The sequence below is a fragment of the Streptomyces sp. A012304 genome, assembly GCF_026008495.1.
Taxonomy (GTDB): Bacteria; Actinomycetota; Actinomycetes; order Streptomycetales; family Streptomycetaceae; genus Streptomyces.
In genome coordinates, this window is record NZ_BQUN01000137.1 from 162,747 (window position 1) to 185,142 (window position 22,396).

The following is a 22,396-nucleotide window of genomic DNA, read 5'->3' on the forward strand; positions in this document are numbered from 1 at the left end:
GGCTCAGACCTGCGTCCGCTCCTCGACGACCTTCGCGATCTTGGCGATGGCCTCGTCGAACGGGATGCCGTTCTCCTGCGAGCCGTCGCGGTAGCGGAAGGACACCGAGCCGTGGGACATGTCCTCGTCGCCCGCGATGACCATGAAGGGCACCTTCTGCTTCTGGGCGTTGCGGATCTTCTTCTGCATGCGGTCGGACGACGAGTCGACCTCGACGCGCAGCCCCTGCTTCTTGGCGGCCGCGGCGAACTTCTGCAGGTACTCCACGTGCGCGTCACCGATCGGGATGCCGATCGCCTGCACCGGCGCCAGCCACGCCGGGAAGGCGCCCGCGTAGTGCTCCAGGAGCACCGCGAAGAACCGCTCGATGGAGCCGAACAGGGCGCGGTGGATCATCACCGGGCGCTGCTTGGCGCCGTCGGCGCCGGTGTACTCCAGGTCGAAGCGCTCCGGCAGGTTGAAGTCGAGCTGGATGGTCGACATCTGCCAGGTGCGGCCGATGGCGTCCTTGGCCTGGACGGAGATCTTCGGGCCGTAGAAGGCCGCGCCGCCCGGGTCGGGCACCAGCGGCAGGCCCTGCTTCTCGGCGACCTCGCGCAGCGTCTCGGTCGCCTCCTCCCAGACCTCGTCGGAGCCGACGAACTTCTCCGGGTCCTTGGTGGACAGCTCCAGGTAGAAGTCGGTCAGACCGTAGTCGCGCAGCAGTTCCAGCACGAAGGTGAGCAGCTTGTCGAGCTCCTCGGACATCTGCTCACGGGTGCAGTAGATGTGCGCGTCGTCCTGCGTGAAGCCGCGGGCGCGGGTCAGACCGTGCACGACGCCCGACTTCTCGTACCGGTACACGGTCCCGAACTCGAAGAGGCGCAGCGGCAGTTCGCGGTAGGAGCGGCCGCGCGCGTCGAAGATCAGGTTGTGCATCGGGCAGTTCATGGGCTTGAGGTAGTAGTCCACGCCCTCGTCGAGCTGCATGGGCGGGTACATGCCGTCGGCGTACCAGTCCAGGTGGCCCGAGGTCTCGAAGAGCTTCCCCTTCGTCGCGTGCGGGGTGTAGACGAACTCGTAGCCCGCCTCCTCGTGGCGGCGGCGCGAGTAGTCCTCCATGACCCGGCGGACGATGCCGCCCTTGGGGTGGAAGACGGCGAGGCCGGAGCCGATCTGCTCCGGGATGGAGAACAGGTCCAGCTCGCTGCCCAGCTTGCGGTGGTCGCGCTTCTCGGCCTCGGCGAGGAAGTCGAGGTACGCCTTCAGCTCGTCCTTGGACGGCCAGGCGGTGCCGTAGATGCGCTGGAGCATCGGGTTCTTCTCGCTGCCGCGCCAGTAGGCGGCCGCGTTGCGCATCAGCTTGAACGCCGGGATGAGGCGGGTGGAGGGCAGGTGGGGACCGCGGCAGAGGTCCTTCCAGCACAGCTCACCGGTCTTGGCGTCCAGGTTGTCGTAGATCGTCAGCTCGCCGGCGCCGACCTCGACGTCCGCGCCGTCGTCCGACGACGCCGACCCCTTGAGGCCGATCAGCTCCAGCTTGTACGGCTCGTTCGCCAGCTCCTCGCGGGCGGCCTCGTCGGTGACGACGCGGCGGGCGAACCTCTGCCCCCGCTTCTGGATCTCCTGCATCTTCTTCTCGATGGCCTTGAGATCCTCGGGCGTGAACGGCTTCTCGACGTCGAAGTCGTAGTAGAAGCCGTCCTTGACGGGCGGGCCGATGCCCAGCTTGGCCTCGGGGAAGATCTCCTGCACGGCCTGCGCCATGACGTGCGCGGTGGAGTGGCGCAGGATGTTCAGGCCGTCCTCGGAGGAGATCTCGACGCCCTCGACGGTCTCCCCGCCCCGGAGCTCGTGGGTGAGGTCCTTCAGCTCACCGTCCACCCGCGCGGCGATGATCGAGCGCTCGCCGGCGAAGAGGTCGGCCGCCGTGGTGCCCGTCGTCACCGTGCGCTCTTCCCGCTCGGAATCGCGTTGGATGATCACACGGACGTCTGACACCGGTCTCTCCTGACTGCAGGTGGGTGCGGCGCCATACCGGGAGCGCGCGCAATAGGGGATCGTACCGACCCCGGGCGGCCGACCGCGAAACGGTCACCCACAGTCCCCGCTCAGTCGCGGTCCTCCCCGCTGCACGCCTCCTCGAAGAAGTCGAGGTTCTCCTGGAGGGACTTCATCAGCCGGTCCCGGTCGGCCTCGTCCACCTGCACCGGTACGACCCCGCAGGCTCCGGTCAGCCTGCGGAAGCCGCCGCGGCTCTCCAGCCGCCCGTGCACCCGCACCGGCAGTCCGACGAGGTGGGCCTGCCCGGCGATGCGGTAGTCGTCCTCGTCCAGGGTGAGGCGCAGGTGCGGCACGTCGGCGCCGGCGAGCACCCGCAGCCGTACGCTGCCCTCACCGCTCGGCCCCGACCTGCGCAGCCGGACCACCGTGCCGGTGACGCGGACGGTCACCGACGGCTCCTCGCGCGCGTAGCGGGCCCCGGCCTCGCGCAGCACGGGCAGGTCGCCCGGCGAGAACTCGACGGGTTCGCCGCCGGCCGCGCAGCCCTCGGGCACCCCGGCGGAGGGCGCCCACTCGACGGCGATCCGGGCGCCCTCGGTGCCGCGCACGAGGGCGGCGACGGCGTCGGTCAGCTCACGGCTGACGCCCGCCTCGACGGCGCCGTCGAAGGCGTCCATGCCCCCGGTGGCCCGCTGGTAGTCGATGGCCTCACGAGTGGCGTGCAGGGCCTGGTGGAGGCGTACGGCGAGGGGGCGGGCGGTGTCGACGGGCACGAAGGCGGCCAGGCCGTCGCCGCCGGCGGCCGGTCCGACGAGGACGTCGGCCAGCAGGGCGAGGGCCGCGCGCCGGTGCCGGACCCCGTGGTAGCCGGCACGCGCGCGGGTGGCGAGCGCGCCAGCGAGCAGCATCTGCCGGGCGGCGGTGCGCAGATGCTCCTCGACGGTCCAGGGCGCGGCGCCGGCGGGTCCGGTCGGCGCGTCCCGCCACCAGCGGATCTCGTCGCTGGGCACGGCGAGCCCGACCAGCACCTCGCGCGCGGAGGGCGTGCCGCTGCGGGCGAGGGCGACGAGCGCCTCGCCGAGCAGGTCGTCGCTGTCGGGGAAGGCGCGGCTCTCGGGCACCAGGAGGCTGGTGCCGCCGCTGCCCTGCCCGGGCGGGGTCCAGCGGCCGTAGCGTCCAGGGGCGCCGCCCCGGCGCTGCCAGCCGTGCCGCAGCAGCAGGGCGCCGAGGACCGCGGGGTCGACCTGCTCGGGGGCGGGCGGGCTGTCCCAGGGCAGGTCGGGGTGGGGTCTCACCGAGCGCAGGGGTTCGTCGGCCGGGCGGTGCTTCACGGTCTGCCTCCCGTCCCGACGCGCGTCATGATCTCGCACAGCGCCCGGTCGTCGAAGATGTGTGAGGTCGGGATGTGCACGGTGGTGCGGGTGCGGCCGGTGATCGGGTGGCCGGCCAGGTTGACCCAGTAGCAGCAGTGCCGCAGGTCGAGCCGGTCGTGGCCGGCCCGCAGCCACTGGTCCCGGGACCGGGGGACGATCATCACGACGAGGATCTTGTGCACCGACACCGGGGTGCGCGCGAGTTTCCTGAGGTGGTCGTTGTCGAGCGTGAAGGAGAAGTACCGGCCCGGCGGGTCGGGCGGGATCTGGTAGGTCGCCTTGAGCTGCACCTTGATGGTGACCTCGTCGTCGACGGTGTGTCCGGGCGCGCTGTGGCTGACGTGCCAGTCGATGCCGTTGTCCGGGAACGGCTGGGACAGCGAGCAGCCCGCCGCCGCCGCGACCGCGTGGAGGTACCCCACCTGCAATGTCTCCATGCAGGCGGTGGTGGCGAGTGTGCCGCGATGCGGGTCCGTCTGCTCGGGCAGCAGCCCGCCCCGCTCGGGCTGCGCTAGCGCCATGACCAACAGCCTTCCAAGCAAAGAGGATCCCCGCGCCGGGGGCCGATGAACATCCGTGTCGAGCCCCTGAACTGCAAAGACCCGTACTCCTGTTGTCTCCTCCCGGCGTACGGCGCAAACAGCCCGGGTATCACCAAACGGGCAGAAGACGGTACGTCAGCTGCCGTGGGTGAACGAGGGGTTGTGTTGGTATGGCGTGCTGGTACGAGGGCCCTTTGGCCGCGTTCGACACGGAGACGACAGGAGTGGACGTCGAGACCGACCGGATCGTGTCGGCCGCGCTCGTCGTCCAGGATGCGCCCGGCATCCGGCCGCGGGTGAGCCGCTGGCTGGTGAATCCGGGCGTGCCGGTGCCCGCCGAGGCGACGGCGGTGCACGGCCTGACGGAGGATCATCTGCACCGCAACGGCCGCTGGCCGGCGCCGGTGATGTACGAGATAGCCGAGCTGCTCGCCGAACAGGCGGCGGCGGGGCGGCCGTTGGTGGTGATGAACGCGCCGTTCGACCTGACGCTGCTCGACCGTGAGCTGCGTCGGCACCGCGCCTCGTCACTGGGTCACTGGCTGGAGCCGGCGCCGCTGCGGGTGCTGGACCCCCGGGTGCTGGACAAGCACCTGGACCGCTACCGCAAGGGCCGTCGCACGCTCACCGACCTGTGCGCGCACTACGGTGTGCCGCTGGCCGACGCGCACGACGCGGCGGCGGACGCGGTGGCCGCGCTGGAGGTCGTGCGGGCGGTGGGGCGGCGGTTCGCGTCCCGGCTGGAGCGGTTGTCGCCCGCGGAGCTGCACTCGTTGCAGACGTCCTGGTACGCGGCGCAGGCGCGCGGGCTCCAGGCGTGGTTCGCGCGCAGCGGCTCGCCGGAGGTGGTGGACCCGTCGTGGCCGCTGCGTCCGGTGCTGCCGGCGGCGGCATGAGGTGCCTCATGCGGAAGGGCCGGTCCGCGCGATGCGGACCGGCCCTTTCCCGGTGGGCGATACTGGGTTCGAACCAGTGACCTCTTCGGTGTGAACGAAGCGCTCTCCCACTGAGCTAATCGCCCGGGAACGCACTGAACAATACAGGTCTCCGCGGGTTTCCTTCAAACCGCTTCGAGATACGTGAGCAGTCCGCGTCGTCCGGCGCGCATCATCACCCGGTGGTTGGCGCGGAACACCGGCCGTCCGGGCACGGCGAGCCGCCTGAGCAGTGGCTTGTTCACGTCGACGACCTGGTCGTAGCGGGCGAGGCAGCCGGTGCCGTCGGGGACGACCGTCCACCGCGCCCAGCCGTCGACGTCCCCGGTCAGCGCGCTCTCCAGCACCCCGGCCACCGGATCGCGCCGCCGCTCGCGCGCGGTGAAGGTCAGGTCGTACGGAAGGAGGGAGCGGATGCGGACGAGGCCGGCGGTGTCGTCGATCCGGGTGACCTCGCGGACCTGCGGCCACCAGCGCGGATAGTCCTCGACCCGTTCCAGGACCGGGTAGACGGTGGCGAGGGGCGCGGGGAGGTGCCAGCGGCTGACGAAGCGGTAGTGGGCCCAGTCCATGGGCCGAGTGTGCCCGCACCCGGCGGTTCCACACGGGATCTGAGTACGGCCTGAGTACCCGCACTCATGCCGCACGGCGTGACCCGGACCACACTGCGAGCCATGACGTCTTCTCCGTCCCCGGCCGAGGAGCTGCGGCTCCTGGATGCCGAGCTGTGGCAGCTGGATGCCCGCCGGGCCCAGTTGCTGGCGCGCCGCGCCTGGTTGCTCGCCGCCCTCCAGCAGGCGTCGCAGCCGACGCGGCCGCCCCGTACCGCACCGCCCGTGGAGGCGAGCGCCCCGCGCGTCCAGAACGTCCTGCTGCTGCTCGGCGGTGTGCTGCTCACCATCGCGGCGGTGGCGTTCACGCTGGTCAGCTGGGGTCACCTGGGGATCGCCGGGCGGTCGCTGGTGCTCGGCTCGCTGACGCTGGCGGTGCTCGCCGCGCCGGTGGCGCTGCTACGGCGCGGGCTGCGCTCGACGGCGGAGTCGGTGGCGGGCCTGGGGCTGGCGCTGACGGTGCTGGACGCCTACGCCCTGCACGAGGTCGCCCTCGCCTCCGTGGACGGCACGGGGTACGCGGCCGCGGCGTCGGCCGTGCTGGCGGCCCTGTGGGCGGCGTACGGCCGTGCCCTCGGCACGCTGCGCCTGCCCCTGCCCGCCGCGCTGCTCGCGGCCCAACTGCCCCTTCCCTTGTGGGCGTTCGCGACGGACGCGGAGCTGTACGGCGTCGCGGCGGCGCTGCTGGTGACGGCGGCGCTCGACGCGGTGGTCGCGCTGGGCGTCACCGTCCGGCCCGTGCGGATCACCGCCGCCGTCGGCGCGTACGGCCTGGGCGGCGGGGGCGTACTGACGGCCGGGTGGCTGTCCTGGACGGCCTCCGGTCCGAGCGCCGCCGCCCGTGCGGCGGCGCTCCTGATCCTCGCGGCGGCCGTCGCGCTGGGCGCGTCCTGGCGGCTGACCCGCCCCGCCGCCGGGCCGGGCGTCGCCCGGGACTTGGCCGCCCTCGTGGTGGGTACGGCGCTCACGGGCGGTCTGCTGCTGGTGATCGCGGGCGGCGGCGTGCTGCGGGCGTCGCTGCCCGCCGGCTGGGCCGTCCCCGCCCACCTGGCCTGCGGTGTCGCTCTGTCGGCCGCGGTCCGGGGCCGGCTGCCCGAGCCGGTGCGGCAGGGCCTTTTCCGGGCCTCGGCCGCGGTGCAGGCGCTCGCGGTGCTGTGGGCGGTGCCGCTGGTCGTCGTCACGGCGTGCGGTCCGCTCGGCTGGGTCGAGCGGCCCTGGACGGGCGCGCCGTCGGACGCCCGGGCGGCGGTGACCGTCCACACGCCGTGGCCGCCGTACGGGACACAGGCGCTGGTCGTCCTGGTGGTCGTGGCGGTGGTGCTCGCGCTGGCCGTGCGCCACGAGACCTGGCGTCCTCGGGCGCTGACCGGCGCGCTGGGGCTGGCCTGGGCGGCGGGCGTGGCGCTGCCGGCGGTGCTCGAACTGCCCTACACCGTCACGCTGTTGTTCCTGGGCGCGCTGGTGGCGGTGGCGGTCTTCCTGCCGGTGCCGTGGACCGCCGCCGTCCTGGCGCCGGCCACCTCGCTGCACCTCGCCCTGCTCTCCCTGGCCACCCGGAGCGCGACCCTGACCGTGTCGTCGGCGCTGATCGCGCTGTTCGTGACGGCGGCGGCGCGGCCGCGTCTCACGCCGGTCCTGGCCCCGGCCGCGCTGGCGCACGCCGTGGTGCTGGCCTGCGCGACGGGTGCGGCGGCGGGCTGGCAGCCGCAGCACACCGCCGTGCTGGTCCTCGTGGTGCCGGTGGCGGCGGCGCTGCTCGCCGCCCGGCTCGGCGCGTCCCCGGCGACCGTGCCGGTGGAGGTGACGGGGGCCGTCGCCGGTCTGCTCGCCGTGGGTCTCACGGTCGTCGATCCGCCGATGCTGGCGCTGGTGCTGGGCCTGGGCGGGGTGATCGCCGCGGGCACGGCGGTCCGTGCCGACCGCCGGCCGGTCGGCTGGGCGGCGGCCGTCCTGTTCGTCCTGGCCGCCTGGGTCAGGCTCGCCGCCTGGGACGTCACCGTCCCGGAGGCGTACACGGTCCCGGTGACCGTGCCGGCGCTCCTGGTCGGTGTCCGGCTGCGCCGCCGTGAGCCGCGGACGTCGTCCTGGACGGCGTACGGTCCCGGGCTCGCCGCCACGCTCGTGCCGAGCCTCCTCGCGGCCTGGGGCGATCCGCAGTGGACGCGCCCGCTGCTGCTCGGCGCGGCCGCCCTGCTGGTCACGCTGCTGGGCGCCCGGCACCGCCTCCAGGCACCGCTGGTCCTCGGCGGCTCGGTGCTGGTCCTGGACGCTCTGCACGAGCTGGCCCCGTACCTGGTGCAAGTGGCCGACGCGCTCCCCCGCTGGGCGCCTCCCGCGCTCGCCGGGCTCCTGCTGCTCGCGGTCGGTGCGACGTACGAGCGGCGGATCCGGGACGTCCGACGGGCGCGGGAGGTCCTGGGGAGGATGAGCTAGCCGCCTAGGAAGGCATCTTGTCGCCGAGCAGGGCCAGGTTCTCGATGGCGGCGAGGCCGTAGAGCGCGGTGTCGTTGGTGGACACCCAGGTGGCCTCGCTGCCCGGGACGAGGGCGGCGGGGCCGCTCAGCGGCTCCGTCCGCCACGGCGCGGACTCCTTGTAGCCGTCGGAGTTGTAGAACTTCTCCCAGGCCCGCTTGGCGAGCTTCTCGTCGCCGGTCTTCACGGCGGCGAAGGCGTCCAGACGTGAGTGGCCCTGGAAGAGCAGCAGGGTGCCGAAGTTGGAGCCGTAGCGGGCCGCCTGCTCTGCCTTGGTCGCGTTGAAGTAGCGGCAGTAGTCGTAGTAGGCCTCGTTGAACTTCGGCATGTCGACGAGGTGGATCAGCTCGGCGCACAGCTCGTTGAGGCCGAAGACGGCGGAGAGGTGCGAGACGCTGACGACCGGCTTGTCGGCGATGGCGAACTTCCCGGTGTCCAGGTCGTACAGACCGGTGCCCTGGACGAAGCCGTTGGGCTGGGCGGCGATGGTCTCCATGGTCGACAGCACGCGCGCCTTGGCCTTCTCCCACTTCGGGCCCTTGCGCTCCCACTCCGTGAGCCAGGCCGACACCAGGCCGCTCCAGTCGGTGCCGAAGCCGATCGACAGGGCGTGCCGGTCGGGGGTGTACGGCTCGGTGCGGATCTTGCGGATCGGGTCGAGGACGAGGAACGTCTCGTCGGAGTCGACGTTGGCGTGCATGAGGTCGCCGACCCGCTCGTCCGCCGTGAGGAAGTAGTAGTAGCGGCGGTAGGTGGTGTTGGCGATGCGCTGCTGCTTGGCGCTGTCGGCGTAGTGCTGGACGCCGTGCCGGGTGCCGAGGCCCGCCCACTGGCCGATGTGGTAGACGTCGACCTCGCCGGTGTGCCGGGTCATGGCCTCGGCGAAGCGGAAGATGTCCGCGCGGCCGGAGCGCAGGTACGCGAACCACAGCCAGAGGTCCGGCGAGAGTTCGGAGTTGTCCCAGGCGTAGCCGCCGATGTCGTAGCGCCACTGGTGCCGGACGGTGTCGTAGGTGTGCATGATGTCGCCGTAGTCCCAGAAGCCGTACCACCGGCGCTGCTCCACCTGGTCCTTGTAGTAGGTGAAGAGGAAGTCGAGGTGGTCCTCGATCTTGGCCTTGGCGGGGGTGGAGCGGTCGGGCTCGGAGTACAGGCCGGGGCCGAAGACCTTGGCCTTGATGAGCTGCTTGGGCGGGGCGGCGAGCTGCGGCAGCACCCGGACGGCCTCGACCTGCTGGGCGAGCTCGTCGGGGCTCGGGGTGGACTCGTTGGCCCAGAAGAGGAGTTCGGAGGTACGGGCGATCCCGTAGGGGGTGCCGAAGCCGGGCTCGTAGTCCTCGTAGGTGATGTTGAGGCCTTCGAGCTGCTCGGGGAAGGTGTCCTGGCCCATGCCGTCGTGGTAGAAGCGCAGGTCCATGGGCTGTGCCTCGGGCGACCAGAGCCAGAGGGTGACCTCGGCCTCGTCGGTGTGGGCGTCGCGGATGTCGAGCTGGGAGGGGTGGCTCTCCCAGAAGTCCCTGAGACCGAAGGAGAACCCGCCGCTCACCCCGCCGACGTAGCCGAAGCCGGAGGCCCGCCTGCCGCCGCCGGCGGCGATCCAGCCGTAGCCCTTCTTGGTGCGCTTGCGCAGGGTGAAGCCGTCGGCGGAGAGCTGGGAGAGGGTGTAGTCGCCCCACTCGGGGATGTACTGGAGCCGGGTCGTCACCCGCTGGTCCCAGGTGGCGGGGTCGGGCAGCTTCTTGCCCTCGTACTGGGCCGCCTGGACGGCCGCGCCCGGGTCGCGGCGCAGGCCGGTGATGCCTTTGACGGCCTCGCGCAGCAGACCGGTGCCCTCGCCGCCGATGCGGATGTGCCGGTCGTAGGACTGGTCGCGCATCGGCACGGAGAAGCGGACGCCGAGGCCGCGGATGAAGTCACCGCTGGCCTTGCCGGGCTCCTGCGTGCCGTCGTAGGTGATGGTGTGCACCATGCGGAAGGAGTCGGCGCCCGCGTAGAAGTAGAGGCGGATCGAGAAGGGCAGCCAGCTGCGGCTTCCCTTGCGGTGCTTGCCGTCGATACGGACGACCGCGCGGACCGGGCCGTCCTGCTCCACGGCGACCGCGGAGATGGCGCCGTCGAAGCGCTCGGTCTTGACCGTGCCCTGGTCCTCGTCCTCGATCTCGGGCTGGCGGATCAGGACCAGCCGGCCGTTCCTGGCGATCTCGGTGGAGCCGCGGGTGACGGACTTGATGATCGTGGCCCCGGACTTGCCGATCTTCGCGGTGATGACACCGGTCGACACGTCGATGGTGCCGCCGCTCTTGTCGACGGTGACCTTCTTGACGGGCTTGGCGGCCGTGCCGGCGGTGAGGGTGAGCTTGCCGTCGCCCGAGCTGACCGCGTGGGCGGTCCACTTCAGCGACCCGTCCGGCCAGTAGGCGATGGGCCAGGACTGGACGGGGACGGCCTTGCCGTCGGCGTCGGTCAGCGCGAAGGTCTGGTCCTCCTGGTAGAGGCCCATCGGCCAGGGCACGCCGAGCGTGGAGCCGGGGGCCGCGCCGAGGCCGCCGTCCTCCAGCCAGTCCAGGGTCACCGGTTCCGCGTCCGCGGTGTCGGCTCTCGGCGCGGCCTGCGCGTCCTTGCTGCCCAGCGCCCAGCTGAACTGTGCGGCGGCTCCGGCGACGGCCGCCGCCTTGAGCAGGGACCTGCGGGGGATGGGGGACATGGCCTGTCCTTTCCGTGCGGGTTCAGGTTGCCAAGGGCATGACAGAGGGAGGTGCGGCGCCCGGGGCGCCGACCTGGGGAGAGGGCACCGCCGGTCAGCGGTGCCGGTAGCGCTCCTCGACGGCGACGGCCGCCGCCGCGACGGCCCCGAGCACGGGGACCGCGAGCGGCGCGATGAACCACCCGGACAGGGCCACGACGGCCAGTCCGGCGGTGAGCAGGAAGGACCCCGCGGGGTCGAGCACGGTACGGCGGCCCGCCCGCGCGAGCAGAGCGCGCCAGGAGTCGTCCGGGGTCCACACGGCGGCGGCGCGCATGCCCGCGACCGCGCACCCGATGAGTGCGAACAGTCCGACGGCCCCGACGAGCGGCCCGCCGGGGATCCCGGCCCGCGCGGCCTGGACGTCGACCCAGGCCACGGCCACCGCCGCCCACCCCGCGACCCCGACGACCCATCCCCCGCGCACCGCCGCCCGGAAGTCGGCGACGAACTCCCGCCACCCACCGCCCTGGTGGGCGGTACGACGGCGCAGGTGCCGGGCCCCCGCGGCGAAGGCGGCCGGGTAGGTGACGACCCCGAGCGAGGCCACCGCGATCCACACCCCGGTGAGCAGGCACTCGGCGAACACGCCGAACCGTTCGGCGAAGACGGACTCCTTGCGGACCTTCACACGTGCTTCGGCCATCGCCGGCCCTCCTCAGCCCTTCAGTCCGGAGGTCGCCATACCGTCGATGAGGTACCGCTGGAAGGCGAGGAAGAACAGCAGCACCGGCAGCAGCGCGACCAGCGACATGGCGATCAGCCCGCCGTAGTTCGCGGCGACGCCGTCGGAGTCGCGGAACATCATCATGCCGAGGGAGACGGTGTACTTGCCGGGCTCGTTGAGGTAGATCAGCGGGCCCATGAAGTCGTTCCAGGCGTTGATGAAGGTGAAGATCGCGCTGGTGATGAGCGCCGGACGGCACAGCGGCATCACGATCGACCAGTAGATCCGCAGATGCCCGCAGCCGTCGATCCGGGCGGCCTCGTCCAGCTCCTTCGGCAGGTTCCGCATGAACTGCACCATGAGGAAGACGAAGAACGCCTCCGTGGCCAGGTACTTGCCGATCAGCAGCGGGACGTAGGTGTTGATCAGCTCCATCTTCTGGAACATCACGTACTGCGGGATCAGCAGCACGTGGTACGGCAGCAGCAGGGTGCCGATCATCAGGGTGAACATCAGGTTCCGGCCCGCGAACTTGATCTTGGCGAAGGCGTACGCCGTCAGCGAGCAGGAGATCAGGATGCCGGCGACCGAGCCGAGCGAGTAGATCAGGGAGTTCTGGAAGAAGGTCCAGATCGAGATGTCGGCGATGCCGTCGGCGAGGCCCTTGAAGTTCGCCAGGATGGGGTCGGCCGGGAACAGGTTCAGACTGTTGATGATGTCCTTGCTGGGCTTGAACGAGGCACCGATGACCCACAGGACGGGGTAGAGGACGACCGCGAGGACCAGCAGGGAGCCGATGTGCCAGGCGAGCGAGCCGGCGCGCTTGCGGCCGAGGCCGCGCGGCCGGTCGACGGCGGGCGGGGTGGTGGTCGTGGTGGCGCTCATCGGGCGTCCTCCTCGTAGTGCACCCACTTCTTCTGCGACCAGAAGAGGACGGCCGTGACCAGGGCGACGGCGAGCAGCAGCATCCAGGCCATCGCGGAGGCGAAGCCCATCTGCGCGTTCTTGAAGCCCTGCTGGTACAGGTAGCAGGTGTAGACGAGCGTGGCGTCGGCCGGCCCGCAGTACGTGTTGGAGACGACGTACGCGGAGCCGAAGATCTGGAACGAGTGGATGGTCTCCAGCAGGACGTTGAAGAACAGCACCGGGGAGATCATCGGGAGCGTGATGCTCCAGAACCTGCGGAAGGGGCCGGCGCCGTCCATCTCGGCGGCCTCGTACAGCTCCCTCGGCACCTGCTTCAGGCCCGCCAGGAAGATGACCATCGGCGCGCCGAACTGCCAGACGGTCAGGGCGACCAGACAGTAGAGGATCCAGTCGGGGTCGCCGACCCAGCCGCCGCTGTGAATGCCGAGGAAGGACATCGAGCGGTCCACGATGGCGTCGTCGGAGAAGATCGAGCGCCAGACGAACGCGACGGAGACGCTCGCGCCGATCAGCGAGGGCGCGTAGAACGCGGCCCGGTAGAAGGCCTGTCCACGCCGGCTCTGCGCGAGCAGCAGGGCGACGCCGAGCGCGAGCAGCAGCTTCAGCGGTGTACCGATGACCACGTACTTCGCCGTGACCTCGACCGACCTCTGCCAGCGCGGATCGTCGAACATCTTGGTGAAGTTGTCGAAGCCGATCCACCGCGGGCTGTTGAAGAGGTTGTAGTCGGTGAAGGCGAAGTACAGGGAGGCCGCCATCGGGCCCGCGGTCAGCAGCAGAAAGCCCGCGATCCACGGGGACATGAAGAGGTAGCCGGCGAAATTCTCGCGGCGGCCCCGCCGCTTGACGGCGGCGGGGCCGGCGGCGGGTGCCGTGCGGGTGTCGAGCGGAGACTCCTTGACGAGCGTCACAGTGGTTCCCATCAGGCTTGGAAAGCGGCCTCGGACTCGTCGAAGAACATCTTCACCGCGTCGGCGACCTTCACCTTGCCGAGACTCATGTCACCGCCGATGCGCAGGAAGGCGGCCTCGGAGGTGTCGGCGCCGGACGGGTGCGGGGTGATCTTCCCGAGGACACCCGCCTTGGCCGTGTCCTCCTCGTACTTCGCGATCTCCTTGCCGACGGCGTCGCTCGGCTTGTACGCCTCGTACTGCTCGGTGCTGGCGAGGATGCCGCGGTCGTACCCCATGATCTTGCCGACCTCGGGGTCGTGGACCATGAAGTTGATGAACTGGGCGACCTCCTTCGGGTGCTGGGTGCGCGCTGAGGCGCTCAGCATCAGGGAGGCGAGGTACTGGCCGGTGTTCTTGCCGTCCATGGTGGGGATCGGCGCGAGGCCGTATTCGCTGGTGCCCTCGGCCGTGTAGCGCACGGTGAAGTTGTCCCAGGTGAATTCCGAGGCGCCGTGCACGGCCGTGACGGACGACTTCGGGCGGTCCTGCGCGACGACCTTCGGGTCGGTGATGATGCCGGCCTTGACGCGGTTGTAGCCGTCGGTCCACCACTCCGTCAGGTCGGCCTTGTCGAATCCGAGGCCGTCCTTGGTGAAGAACGCCTTGCCGTTCTGACGGAGGTACAGGTCGTAGAGGTACATGATGCTGAAGTAGCCGGTGTCCCCGGGGATCTTCGTCTTGTCGTAGATGGTCTTCAGGGCCTTGAAGTACTCGTCCCAGGTCCAGCCGGGCTGCGGCGTGACGCCCGCCTTCTGGAAGACCTTCTTGTCGATGACCAGTGCCATGGTGTTGGAGCCGACGGGAATGCCCAGCTGCTTGCCGTCCACCTCACCGACCGAGACGACACCCGCGCGGAAGTTGTCGACGCTCAGATTTCCCGCGTCGATCTGCGACTTGAGGTCCAGCAGGATGCCGCGCTTGTCGTACTTCCGAAGAAATCCAACGGCGTTCTGGAATACGTCCGGCGGATTTCCACCGGCGGCCTGCGTCTGGAACTTCTCCCAGTATGCGACGTAGTCCTGGAAGTCCGTCTTCACCTTGATCTTCGGGTACTTCTTCTCGAACAGCGCGATGGACTGGTTGATCCGCTTCGCCCGCTCGTCCGCGCCCCACCAGGAGTAACGGATCGTCACCGTTCCGTCGGCGGAGGTGCCGCCGTTCCCGCCACAGCCGGTCGTGGCGGCCAGCCCCAGCGTGGCCGCCGAGGCCCCGGCCGCCTTCAGGATCGTCCGTCTCTCAACATTCCTGCTGGTTCCCACAGTCGGGCCCTCCCCGCGGCGTCGTCGCCGCTTGCATGAATCGTTTCAAGAAAGCGCTTGCTGGCACAAGGTACGAGGGGGTTGAGGGAGCGTCAATGATTCGGACAGGAATTTCTTGCCGGGCGGCTGCCGGGAGTTGTCGCCGCGTCAGGTGAGGGCCGCGGTGGTTACGGGGTGAAGTCGCAGGTGGGGGGCGGTTGTTCGGGGATCCGGACGCTGGTGGGGGGTGTGGAGCGCCGGCCGGGGCGACTGAAATCCGGATGAAGGATGGGGGGTTGGTGGTGGTGCGGAAGTGGTTGCTGTGACGTCAGGGGCTAGTCACCCCTGCACCACAGGTAGCTGCCCGGCGTCGTCGCGCACGCCTCGAGCAGCTCGGCGAGATCGAGCAGGGCGGCCCTGCGCCGCTCGTCGGCGCACCGTCGCGCCAGGGCGACGGCCTCGTCCCGGGCGGCTCGGGCCTCGTGCTCGCCGAAGAACGTGTCGCCGTAGGGATCCACCCGGCGGAGGCCGCCCGAGCTGTGCCGGTCGAGCGCGTCCAGGGCGCCCGAGCGATGCGTGCCGCGCCCGCCCGAGCGGTGCCCGTCGAGCGCGCCCAGCACCCGTGCCAGGGCCTCGCCGTGCTGGTAGGACGCGCGCAGCAGGGTGTCCGCGGATGATCCCTTTCGCGCGGGCCGCCGCGAGTGAAGTTCCAGCTCAATCCCCATGAGAACTTCTTCTGAGACCTTCCTCCGCAGCACATGCCGGGGCCGGCCGTCACCCGGCGGCAGCAGCCGGCCGACCGTGGGGCGCGTCGGCCCGGCCGGCCTCGCACAACGACGGCGGCCCGTCTGCTCTCACAGACGGGCCGCCGTTCCGGGTGGGCGATACTGGGTTCGAACCAGTGACCTCTTCGGTGTGAACGAAGCGCTCTCCCACTGAGCTAATCGCCCGGACGCAGGAAGAACATTACCCCATGTCAGGGGGTACCTGTGACCACCGGTGGCCGATCCCCGCGCCCGCCGCCGCTCACTGGTTCTTGATCTTCCACGGCATCACGAGGCCGAACTTCCACAGGTAGATGCCCACGATGACGCCGATGATCACGAGCCCGATCGAGGTCAGGATGATGTTGCGGCGCCGCACCTTGGGGTCGAGGGCACGCTGCGCCGCCTCGGTGACCTTGCGCTTGGTCCAGCGCAGCACCAACTGGGCCCAGACGAACTCGGTCGCCCAGATGGCCATGCCGCCGAAGATCACCACCCAGCCCGGTCCGGGCAGCGGCAGCATGATAATGCCGGCCACCACCACCGCGAGGCCCACGATGAAAATGCCGACCTGCCAGCTCAGGTGCAGTATGCGGCGCGCCTTGATGAACTCCGGCGCCCGGGAGCCGAGCCCCTGCTCCTGCTCCTCCGTCGCCCTGTCCGTCTTCGCGTCGTCCGCCGCCATGGCTACCTCGCCCGGCTCGTCACTCCCCGTATTCATACGGCCAAACCCTACCCGAGAGATTGCCGGTCACCGTAATGGTGGTAGTAGGCGAACACTCTCTCGGCCGGAAGAGTTACGTAAACGCACGCAAAACCCTCAGAGGGGTTTACAACGGCACCGTAGGTGGCATGTCGATTTGGCCGACGTGCGAATCCCCGAGCGCACACTGAGCGAAAGGCCCTGGCGCTTATGAACACCACGGTCAGCTGCGAGCTGCACCTGCGCCTCGTTGTGTCGAGCGAGTCCTCCCTGCCTGTCCCCGCAGGCCTGCGGTACGACACGGCCGACCCCTACGCCGTGCACGCCACCTTCCACACCGGAGCCGAGGAGACCGTCGAGTGGGTGTTCGCCCGCGACCTCCTCGCCGAGGGTCTGCACCGGCCCACCGGCACCGGCGACGTCCGCGTCTGGCCGTCGCGCAGCCACGGTCAGGGCGTCGTCTGCATCGCCCTGAGCTCTCCGGAGGGCGAGGCTCTGCTCGAGGCCCCGGCGCGGGCCCTGGAATCCTTCCTGAAGCGGACGGACGCGGCCGTGCCCCCGGGCACCGAGCACCGTCACTTCGACCTCGATCAGGAGCTCTCGCACATCCTGGCGGAAAGCTAGGACGGGCTCCCGCTGAGCCGCCCGGCGCCGTCCACTCGGGGAGACGGCTCGGGCCAGGACAACCGCATAGGGCAGGAGTCGGCGCCGTGCCACGAACACCCGTGGCACGGCGCCGACGCGCGTCCGAAGAGCCGTGACGGCCCCCCTGCGGGTCCGTTCGCCGCCGCGCCGGCGAGCGGGACCCGCAGGTGCCCGGTTGTCCGGGTGATGACCACCCGTGGCTCAAGAGCCCGGTGCGGCTACCATCGGCCAGCATCGGCGGGCGCCCGCCCGACCCCCAGGCCAGGGAGCGAAACGTGCTGATCACCCACGACACCCGGTGTTCGCTCGACGCCGTGGTGGATCTGGTCAACACCGCACCGGACGACGACACCTCGCCCGACGGGCTGCCCGATGTGGCCACCCTCGCGGATTTCGTACGAAAGCACGAAATCAGTGACGTCGGGATCCTCTCCGAGTTCGACCTGTCCGCGGTGCGCAAGATCCGCGGGCGGTTCGCGGGGATCTTCGCGGCGCCGGACGCCCGCACCGCCGCCGGACTGATCAACGAGCTGGTCGCCGCCGCGGGCACCACACCCCGCCTCACCGACCACGACGGTTACGACTGGCACGTGCACTACTTCGCGCCCGGCGCCTCCGTCGCGGACCACCTGGCGGCGGACTGCGGCATGGCGCTGGCGTTCTTCGTGGTGGCCGGCGAGCAGGAACGACTGCGGCGCTGCGAGGCCCCGGACTGCCGGCGCGCCTTCGTCGACCTCTCCCGCAACCGCTCCCGCCGCTACTGCGACAGCCGCACCTGCGGCAACCGCCTCCACGTGGCCGCCTACCGCGCACGCCGCAAGGAAGCCACGGGCTGAGGCCGGGCCCGGCGTACGTCAGGGCCGGCGCGCTGTGGGCGTGCCGGCGCTCAGGACGGCCCCGTGCCCGCCGGTTCTCGATGCCGACGCGGTCCCGGCGGGTGACGCCGGGAACCGCGGGTACGGCTCACAGCAGCAGCAGGTCGTGCAGCGAGGCCATGAGCAGCAGACACCCGATCACCGCAAGGAAGATCATCAGCGGTGGCTGGGAAAGGGCGAAAAGGCACCCGCGCGGCTCGTCCTGCTTCGGCGCGGCGTCGCTCTGTGTCGGGTCCAGCATCTCGCGGGCGATGATGACGCAGGCGGTACGCGCCACGCGATCAGCACCCTGGATTGAGCGGGTGGGCGCCGGATTCCGTGAGGTCGGCTTTCAGCCGTGATCACTTGCGCGCGTGTGCGGCCCGACTGTGTCGTTTCCGACCCGCGCCGTCGCGTGCGGTGCCGTCGGGTGCGGAGCCGTCCCACCCGTGGTGCGCGCCCGGTGCCGTACCGCCGCGGGTACGGCACCGCGTCATATGCCGTGCTTCTTCAGGATGGCCTCGATGTCGCTGAAGTCCTCGGAGGCGTTCGCGCGGGGCGCGCCGGCGGGGCCGGCCGCCGGACGGGTGCCCTGGCCCAGGGAGGGCGCCGAGGCGGCCGGGGACACCGCCGGGCCCTGCCCGGAGCGGGCCGCGGCCTTGCGCTCCCTGCGGGTGCCGCCACGGCGGCGCTCCACGGCGCGGGTGGTCGCGAAGAGCGCCCACGCCACGCCGAGCACGACGAAGCCGGCCCAGGCGGTCGGGCTGAAGGCGGTGTCGGCGACCCACTCGACGATCCCGGTCATCACGAGTCCGAGCGGGACGAGGGCGTAGGCCGCGATCCGGGCCGCGCTCAGGAATCGCTTGCGCCAGGCCGTGACGGCCGCGACGCCCAGGCCGGCCGCGGCTACGGCGGAACAGACGGTCTCGGCAATCATCCGGTCCTCCAGACACGGCGCACTCGGGCAAGAGACGACTCGGCGCCACGCAAGCGGCGCCTCGTCCCTTCCATCGTGCACCTGAGCGGTGCTCCCGGGCCATGTTCCGGCCGGACATCAGGGACATCTCCGGGTCGGCTCCTCCGCAGGTGCCGGTCGGCTCGTGCGCGATGCCGGTCGGCTCGTGCGCGATGCCGGTCGGCTCGTGCGCAGGGTGCCCGCCGGTCAGGGACGCACGGTCCACCTGTCTACAGGTCGTACGGCCGGTGCGGGACGGTCCCGGTAGTACGGGTCGTACGGGTCGCACCACCCGTGCGGGACGGTCCCGGTCGTACGGCCGGTACGACCGGTGCGGGACGGTCCGGATTGGGGCGGCGGGGCAGCTGCTGGGAGACTGGGGGCATGAGCGACTCCTCCCCGGCCCCCGCCCCGACGCCCGCGTCCGCCCGACCCGCCGTCGTCCTCGACGTCTGGTGCGAACTCCAGTGCCCGGACTGCCGCACCGCCCTCGACGATCTGCGCGCCCTGCGCGAGCGCTACGGCGACCGGATGGAGCTGCGGCTGCGGCACTTCCCGCTGGAGAAGCACAAGCACGCCTTCGCCGCCGCCCAGGCCGCCGAGGAGGCCGCGGAGCAGGGGCGGGGCTGGCCGTACGTCGAGGCGGTGCTGGGCCGGGTCGAGGAGCTGGACCGTACGGGAGAACCCTTCCTGGTCGAGATCGCCGGCGAACTCGGGCTGGACGCCGAGGAGTTCGACACCGCGCTCATCGACGGCCGGCACATCCTGATCGTGGACGCCGACCAGGCCGAGGGCAAGGCGATCGGCGTCACCGGCACCCCGACCTATGTCATCGGCGGCGAGCGGCTCGACGGCGGCAAGAGCCAGGAGGGCCTGCGCGCCCGCATCGAGGAGATCGCGGACCGGCTCCTGGCCGAGCAGGGCTGAGGCCGGCCGGCCTCAGAGCAGGTACTTGTACAGCGTGTGCGCCACCGGGACATAGCCGAGGGAGGCGTAGAGCCGCTCGGCCGGCGTGTTGCCCGCGAAGACGTTGAGGTCCATGACGCGTCTGCCGGCGGCGATCGCCTGAGCCTCGGCGAGCAGCATGAGGGAGCGGCCGTGGCCCCGTCCGCGGAAGGCCTCGCCGGTCTCGATGTCGAACACGGACGCCTTGTCGTCGTCGAGGAACACCATCCACAGGGTGCCCACCGGGGTGCCCTGGTGTTCCAGGACGCTGAACAGCATGTTCTCCGTCGCCAGGCCCGCCGGCGACAGCACCCCGTAGTCCTGTCGCGACTTGCCCCACGCCTGGTCCTCGGGAACCCCGCGGTCGATCAGGTCCTGGGCGTAGCCCGCGACCCCTCGGTCGAGCCACGGCCCGTACTCGGCCTCGGTCATGGGCCTGCCGCGGCTGCCCGCGGGCAGTTCGGACGCGGTGTCGCCGAGCGGTTTCCGCAGGCCGTGGTTGCGGTGGACGTAGCCGAGGGCCGTCACCAGCCGCAGCGCGGCCCCGGCGTCGGCGGGCACCCTGAGTTCGATCCGGCGGCAGCCCCAGCCGCGGGCCACCTCCTCGGCGGCGAGCGCGGCCACCGTGCCCCGGCCGCGCCCGCGATCGGGTTCCTCGATGCGCAGGTCGGCGATCCGGGCGACGCCGGGCCCGAAGACGGGGTGGGTCATCAGATGCACCGCTCCGACGGGACGGCCGTTCACGCACACCTGGTAGTGGCGGGACAGCGCCCCGTCGGCGGCGCGCTGGAGCGGCTCGGTCGGCCGCAGGGTCGTGGTCATCACCGCTGTTCTACCCGCTGCCGCGCTCCGGGTCAGCCCCATATGTCGGGCCTTTACGGATCGAGGTCCTCGCCCGCCCGCTCCTCGAAGATCCGCATGGCCTTGGCGGTCACCGGTCCCGCCGTGCCCGGCAGTTCACGGCCGTCGACGCGGTGCACGGCCTGGACGTCGCGCAGGGTGGAGGTGAGGAAGACTTCGTCGGCGCGGTCCAGGACGTCCAACGGCAGGTCGGCCTCCTTCGCGCCCGTCCACTCGACCACCAGGGCGCGGGTGATGCCGGCGAGGCAGCCGGAGGCGAGCGGCGGGGTGTGGATCTCGCCGTCCAGGACGACGAAGACGTTCGACCCGGTGCCCTCGCAGAGCTGCCCGACCGTGTTGCCGAACAGCGCCTCGGAGGCGCCGTCCCGGTGGGCGCGGGCCAGGGCGAGGACGTTCTCGGCGTACGAGGTGGTCTTCAGGCCGGTCAGCGCGCCGCGCTCGTTGCGGGTCCACGGGACCGTGACCACGGCGGTGGAGTCGGGACGGCGGCCGACCTCGCCCAGGGCGACGACGAGGGTCGGACCGTGCTCACCGCGGTCGGAGCCGAGCGGGCCGTGGCCGCCGGTGTAGGTGATGCGCAGACGGCCCAGCGGCATCGGGTTGGCCTCGAGGACGGCCGCGCAGGCGCGGCGCACCTCGTCGAGGTCCGGGTCGGGCAGGCCGAGGCCGCGCGCGGAGCGGGTCAGCCGGTCGAGATGGCGGGTGAGCGCGAAGGTCCTGCCCTCCACCGCCTTCACGGTCTCGAAGATGCCGTCGCCCACGGTCAGCCCGTGGTCGAAGACGGAGACACGGGCGGACTCGCTGTCCTGCAGCCCGCCGTCGAGCCAAAGCTTCACTGATCCCTACCTCTTGTGTCCGTACCGGCCTCTTGTGTCCGTACCGGCTTGTGTCCGTTCCGGGGGCGTCGCATCGGCCGGGGGCCAGGGGCCCCTGGTCGGCACCGCGTGTCAAGGTCCCGCATCGACCTCGTACGTTCCCGACGCTACCGCGAGCAGCCGGGACGCCTTCAGTTCGGTCTCCCGCCACTCGGCCTCGGGGTCCGAGCCCCAGGTGATGCCGGCGCCGGTGCCGAAGCGCAGCACGCCTTCCGCGCGGTCGATCCAGAACGTGCGGATGCCGACGGCCAGCGCGCCCGTGCCCCGGTCGGCGTCGACCCAGCCGATACCGCCGCAGTACGGGCCCCGGGGCGCGGTCTCCAGCTCGTCGATGATCCGCAGGGCGCTGGACTTCGGGGCGCCGGTGACCGAGCCGGGCGGGAAGGCGGCGTCGAGCAGCTCCGGCCATCCGGCGTCCTCGCGCAGCTCGCCGCGCACGGTCGACACGAGATGCACCAGCCCGGGGTGCTTCTCCACGGCGCACAGGTCGGGGACGCTCACGCTGCCCGTGGCGCACACCCGCCCGATGTCGTTGCGGACCAGGTCCACGATCATCACGTTCTCGGCGTAGTCCTTCTCCAGCAGGTCCGCCTCGATGCGCCCGGTGCCCTTGATCGGCCCGGACTCGACGACCCGCCCGTCCCGGCGCAGGAACAGCTCGGGAGACGCGCTGGCCAGCTCCACCCCGTGTCCGGGCAGCCGGATCGTTCCTGCATACGGCGCCGGGTTGCCGCGGGCCAGCAGCGCGGTCAGGGCGTCCACATCGGCGTCGGGCGCGACGGGCGCGGACAGAACCCGGCAGAGGTTGGCCTGGTAGACCTCGCCGGCCGCGATGTACTCACGGATACGGCGCACCCCGGCGGTGTACGCGGCGCGGTCGAGGGACGACGTCCAGTCGCCGGCCGCGGGCCCCCGCCACTCCCCCGGCACGGGCGCGGGCACCGGCCGCGTCCGTACGTCGGCGAAGCGAGCGCAGACCAGACGGCCCTCGAAGTCGGCGCAAACGGCCCAGAAACCGGCGGAGTCCAGGGCCGCGGGGTCTTCGGTGACGTCGAGAAGGCCGGTGGCCACGCGGTCACCGAAGCGGGCGAGAGCAGGGAGGTCGAGCACGGTGTCGAGTCTAGGGCGGGTGTCCCGGGCGCGGTCCGGGGATGTCCCGCGGGGCCCTGAGCTGGTCTTCGACGGGACGCAGCGCAGCACGCAGCACAAACGTGTTTTTGTGCTGGCCCAGGAATCCGCTAGAGTTCAACACGTCGCCGGGACGCGCAAGCCGACCGAAACGACAAGCGGACGTAGCTCAGTTGGTAGAGCGCAACCTTGCCAAGGTTGAGGTCGCGAGTTCGAGCCTCG

General features: G+C 71.3%; 22 protein-coding genes and 2 tRNA genes. 5 read left to right on the plus strand and 19 right to left on the minus strand.

The window, feature by feature from the left end; translation table 11 throughout:
• Positions 1-3: 3 nt before the first annotated feature.
• The 3 genes from thrS to ALMP_RS34270 form a co-directional block, all read right to left on the minus strand.
• Positions 4-1,980, minus strand: a complete 1,977-nt coding sequence (gene thrS, locus ALMP_RS34260) for a threonine--tRNA ligase (RefSeq protein ID WP_264935549.1) — start codon at positions 1,978-1,980, stop codon at positions 4-6.
• A gap of 110 nt (positions 1,981-2,090) precedes the next feature.
• Positions 2,091-3,314, minus strand: coding sequence for a hypothetical protein (locus tag ALMP_RS34265; RefSeq protein WP_264935551.1), 1,224 nt, complete (start codon positions 3,312-3,314; stop codon positions 2,091-2,093).
• Positions 3,311-3,877: a DUF4365 domain-containing protein gene (locus ALMP_RS34270; RefSeq protein ID WP_264935554.1), complete on the minus strand. Its 567-nt coding sequence runs from the start codon at positions 3,875-3,877 to the stop codon at positions 3,311-3,313. Before ALMP_RS34270 ends, ALMP_RS34265 begins: the two co-directional genes overlap by 4 nt.
• 191 nt (positions 3,878-4,068) lie before the next feature.
• On the opposite strand from ALMP_RS34270, the gene ALMP_RS34275 reads away from it, so the two are divergent.
• Entirely contained in the window at positions 4,069-4,794 is a 726-nt protein-coding gene (locus ALMP_RS34275) for a 3'-5' exonuclease (RefSeq protein ID WP_264935555.1), read from the plus strand.
• Between the two features lie 53 nt (positions 4,795-4,847).
• On the opposite strand, the gene ALMP_RS34280 is transcribed toward ALMP_RS34275, so the two are convergent.
• Both ALMP_RS34280 and ALMP_RS34285 read right to left on the minus strand, forming a co-directional pair.
• Positions 4,848-4,919: transfer RNA gene (locus ALMP_RS34280), tRNA-Val, on the minus strand.
• Positions 4,920-4,958: 39 nt separating this feature from the next.
• A complete protein-coding gene (locus ALMP_RS34285) occupies positions 4,959-5,405 on the minus strand; it encodes an SRPBCC family protein (protein WP_264935557.1) in 447 nt (148 codons plus the stop codon).
• Positions 5,406-5,471: 66 nt separating this feature from the next.
• Between ALMP_RS34285 and ALMP_RS34290 the strand changes: the two genes are divergently transcribed.
• The gene (locus tag ALMP_RS34290) at positions 5,472-7,877 is read left to right on the plus strand and encodes an SCO7613 C-terminal domain-containing membrane protein (protein WP_375803567.1); all 2,406 of its coding nucleotides are present in this window, start codon (positions 5,472-5,474) and stop codon (positions 7,875-7,877) included.
• A gap of 4 nt (positions 7,878-7,881) precedes the next feature.
• On the opposite strand, the gene ALMP_RS34295 is transcribed toward ALMP_RS34290, so the two are convergent.
• The 8 genes from ALMP_RS34295 to ALMP_RS34330 form a co-directional block, all read right to left on the minus strand.
• The gene (locus ALMP_RS34295; protein WP_264935562.1) at positions 7,882-10,620 is read right to left on the minus strand and encodes a Tat pathway signal sequence domain protein; all 2,739 of its coding nucleotides are present in this window, start codon (positions 10,618-10,620) and stop codon (positions 7,882-7,884) included.
• A 94-nt stretch (positions 10,621-10,714) separates the two neighbouring features.
• Positions 10,715-11,305, minus strand: a complete 591-nt coding sequence (locus ALMP_RS34300; RefSeq protein ID WP_264935563.1) for a hypothetical protein — start codon at positions 11,303-11,305, stop codon at positions 10,715-10,717.
• 12 nt (positions 11,306-11,317) lie between these two features.
• Positions 11,318-12,211, minus strand: coding sequence for a carbohydrate ABC transporter permease (locus ALMP_RS34305; RefSeq protein WP_264935565.1), 894 nt, complete (start codon positions 12,209-12,211; stop codon positions 11,318-11,320).
• Entirely contained in the window at positions 12,208-13,176 is a 969-nt protein-coding gene (locus ALMP_RS34310) for a carbohydrate ABC transporter permease (protein WP_375803568.1), read from the minus strand. Before ALMP_RS34310 ends, ALMP_RS34305 begins: the two co-directional genes overlap by 4 nt.
• Complete coding sequence (locus tag ALMP_RS34315) at positions 13,176-14,465, minus strand: ABC transporter substrate-binding protein (RefSeq protein WP_264935567.1); 1,290 nt, start codon at positions 14,463-14,465, stop codon at positions 13,176-13,178. The genes ALMP_RS34310 and ALMP_RS34315 overlap by 1 nt, the downstream gene beginning before the upstream one ends.
• Before the next feature lie 314 nt (positions 14,466-14,779).
• Positions 14,780-15,169, minus strand: coding sequence for a hypothetical protein (locus tag ALMP_RS34320; RefSeq protein WP_264935568.1), 390 nt, complete (start codon positions 15,167-15,169; stop codon positions 14,780-14,782).
• A 153-nt stretch (positions 15,170-15,322) separates the two neighbouring features.
• A tRNA-Val gene (locus ALMP_RS34325) sits at positions 15,323-15,394 on the minus strand.
• Between the two features lie 76 nt (positions 15,395-15,470).
• The gene (locus tag ALMP_RS34330) at positions 15,471-15,929 is read right to left on the minus strand and encodes a TIGR02611 family protein (RefSeq protein WP_264935570.1); all 459 of its coding nucleotides are present in this window, start codon (positions 15,927-15,929) and stop codon (positions 15,471-15,473) included.
• A 192-nt stretch (positions 15,930-16,121) separates the two neighbouring features.
• On the opposite strand from ALMP_RS34330, the gene ALMP_RS34335 reads away from it, so the two are divergent.
• Both ALMP_RS34335 and ALMP_RS34340 read left to right on the plus strand, forming a co-directional pair.
• A complete protein-coding gene (locus tag ALMP_RS34335; protein ID WP_004002642.1) occupies positions 16,122-16,535 on the plus strand; it encodes an SsgA family sporulation/cell division regulator in 414 nt (137 codons plus the stop codon).
• Between the two features lie 296 nt (positions 16,536-16,831).
• Positions 16,832-17,392 (plus strand): CGNR zinc finger domain-containing protein, encoded by a 561-nt coding sequence (locus ALMP_RS34340; protein WP_264935663.1) that lies wholly within the window; start codon positions 16,832-16,834, stop codon positions 17,390-17,392.
• Between the two features lie 127 nt (positions 17,393-17,519).
• Here the strand turns inward: ALMP_RS34340 and ALMP_RS34345 are convergent, their stop codons facing one another.
• The 3 genes from ALMP_RS34345 to ALMP_RS34355 form a co-directional block, all read right to left on the minus strand.
• A complete protein-coding gene (locus ALMP_RS34345) occupies positions 17,520-17,708 on the minus strand; it encodes a hypothetical protein (RefSeq protein WP_264935680.1) in 189 nt (62 codons plus the stop codon).
• Positions 17,709-17,903: 195 nt separating this feature from the next.
• Complete coding sequence (locus ALMP_RS34350; RefSeq protein WP_264935665.1) at positions 17,904-18,347, minus strand: hypothetical protein; 444 nt, start codon at positions 18,345-18,347, stop codon at positions 17,904-17,906.
• A gap of 248 nt (positions 18,348-18,595) precedes the next feature.
• Positions 18,596-18,751 (minus strand): hypothetical protein, encoded by a 156-nt coding sequence (locus ALMP_RS34355; protein WP_264935666.1) that lies wholly within the window; start codon positions 18,749-18,751, stop codon positions 18,596-18,598.
• Here ALMP_RS34355 and ALMP_RS34360 point away from each other — a divergent pair.
• Positions 18,750-19,292, plus strand: a complete 543-nt coding sequence (locus ALMP_RS34360) for a DsbA family protein (RefSeq protein ID WP_264935667.1) — start codon at positions 18,750-18,752, stop codon at positions 19,290-19,292. The two genes, ALMP_RS34355 and ALMP_RS34360, sit on opposite strands and share 2 nt — an antisense overlap.
• Before the next feature lie 12 nt (positions 19,293-19,304).
• Here the strand turns inward: ALMP_RS34360 and ALMP_RS34365 are convergent, their stop codons facing one another.
• From ALMP_RS34365 to ALMP_RS34375, 3 genes are all read right to left on the minus strand, one after another.
• On the minus strand, positions 19,305-20,132 hold the full coding sequence (locus tag ALMP_RS34365) for a GNAT family N-acetyltransferase (protein ID WP_264935668.1): 828 nt from the start codon (positions 20,130-20,132) through the stop codon (positions 19,305-19,307).
• A 53-nt stretch (positions 20,133-20,185) separates the two neighbouring features.
• Entirely contained in the window at positions 20,186-21,007 is an 822-nt protein-coding gene (locus tag ALMP_RS34370) for an aminotransferase class IV (protein WP_264935669.1), read from the minus strand.
• A 111-nt stretch (positions 21,008-21,118) separates the two neighbouring features.
• Positions 21,119-22,156 carry a chorismate-binding protein gene (locus ALMP_RS34375; protein ID WP_264935670.1) on the minus strand — a complete coding sequence of 346 codons (1,038 nt, stop codon included), beginning with the start codon at positions 22,154-22,156 and terminating at the stop codon, positions 21,119-21,121.
• Between the last annotated feature and the right edge of the window lie 240 nt (positions 22,157-22,396).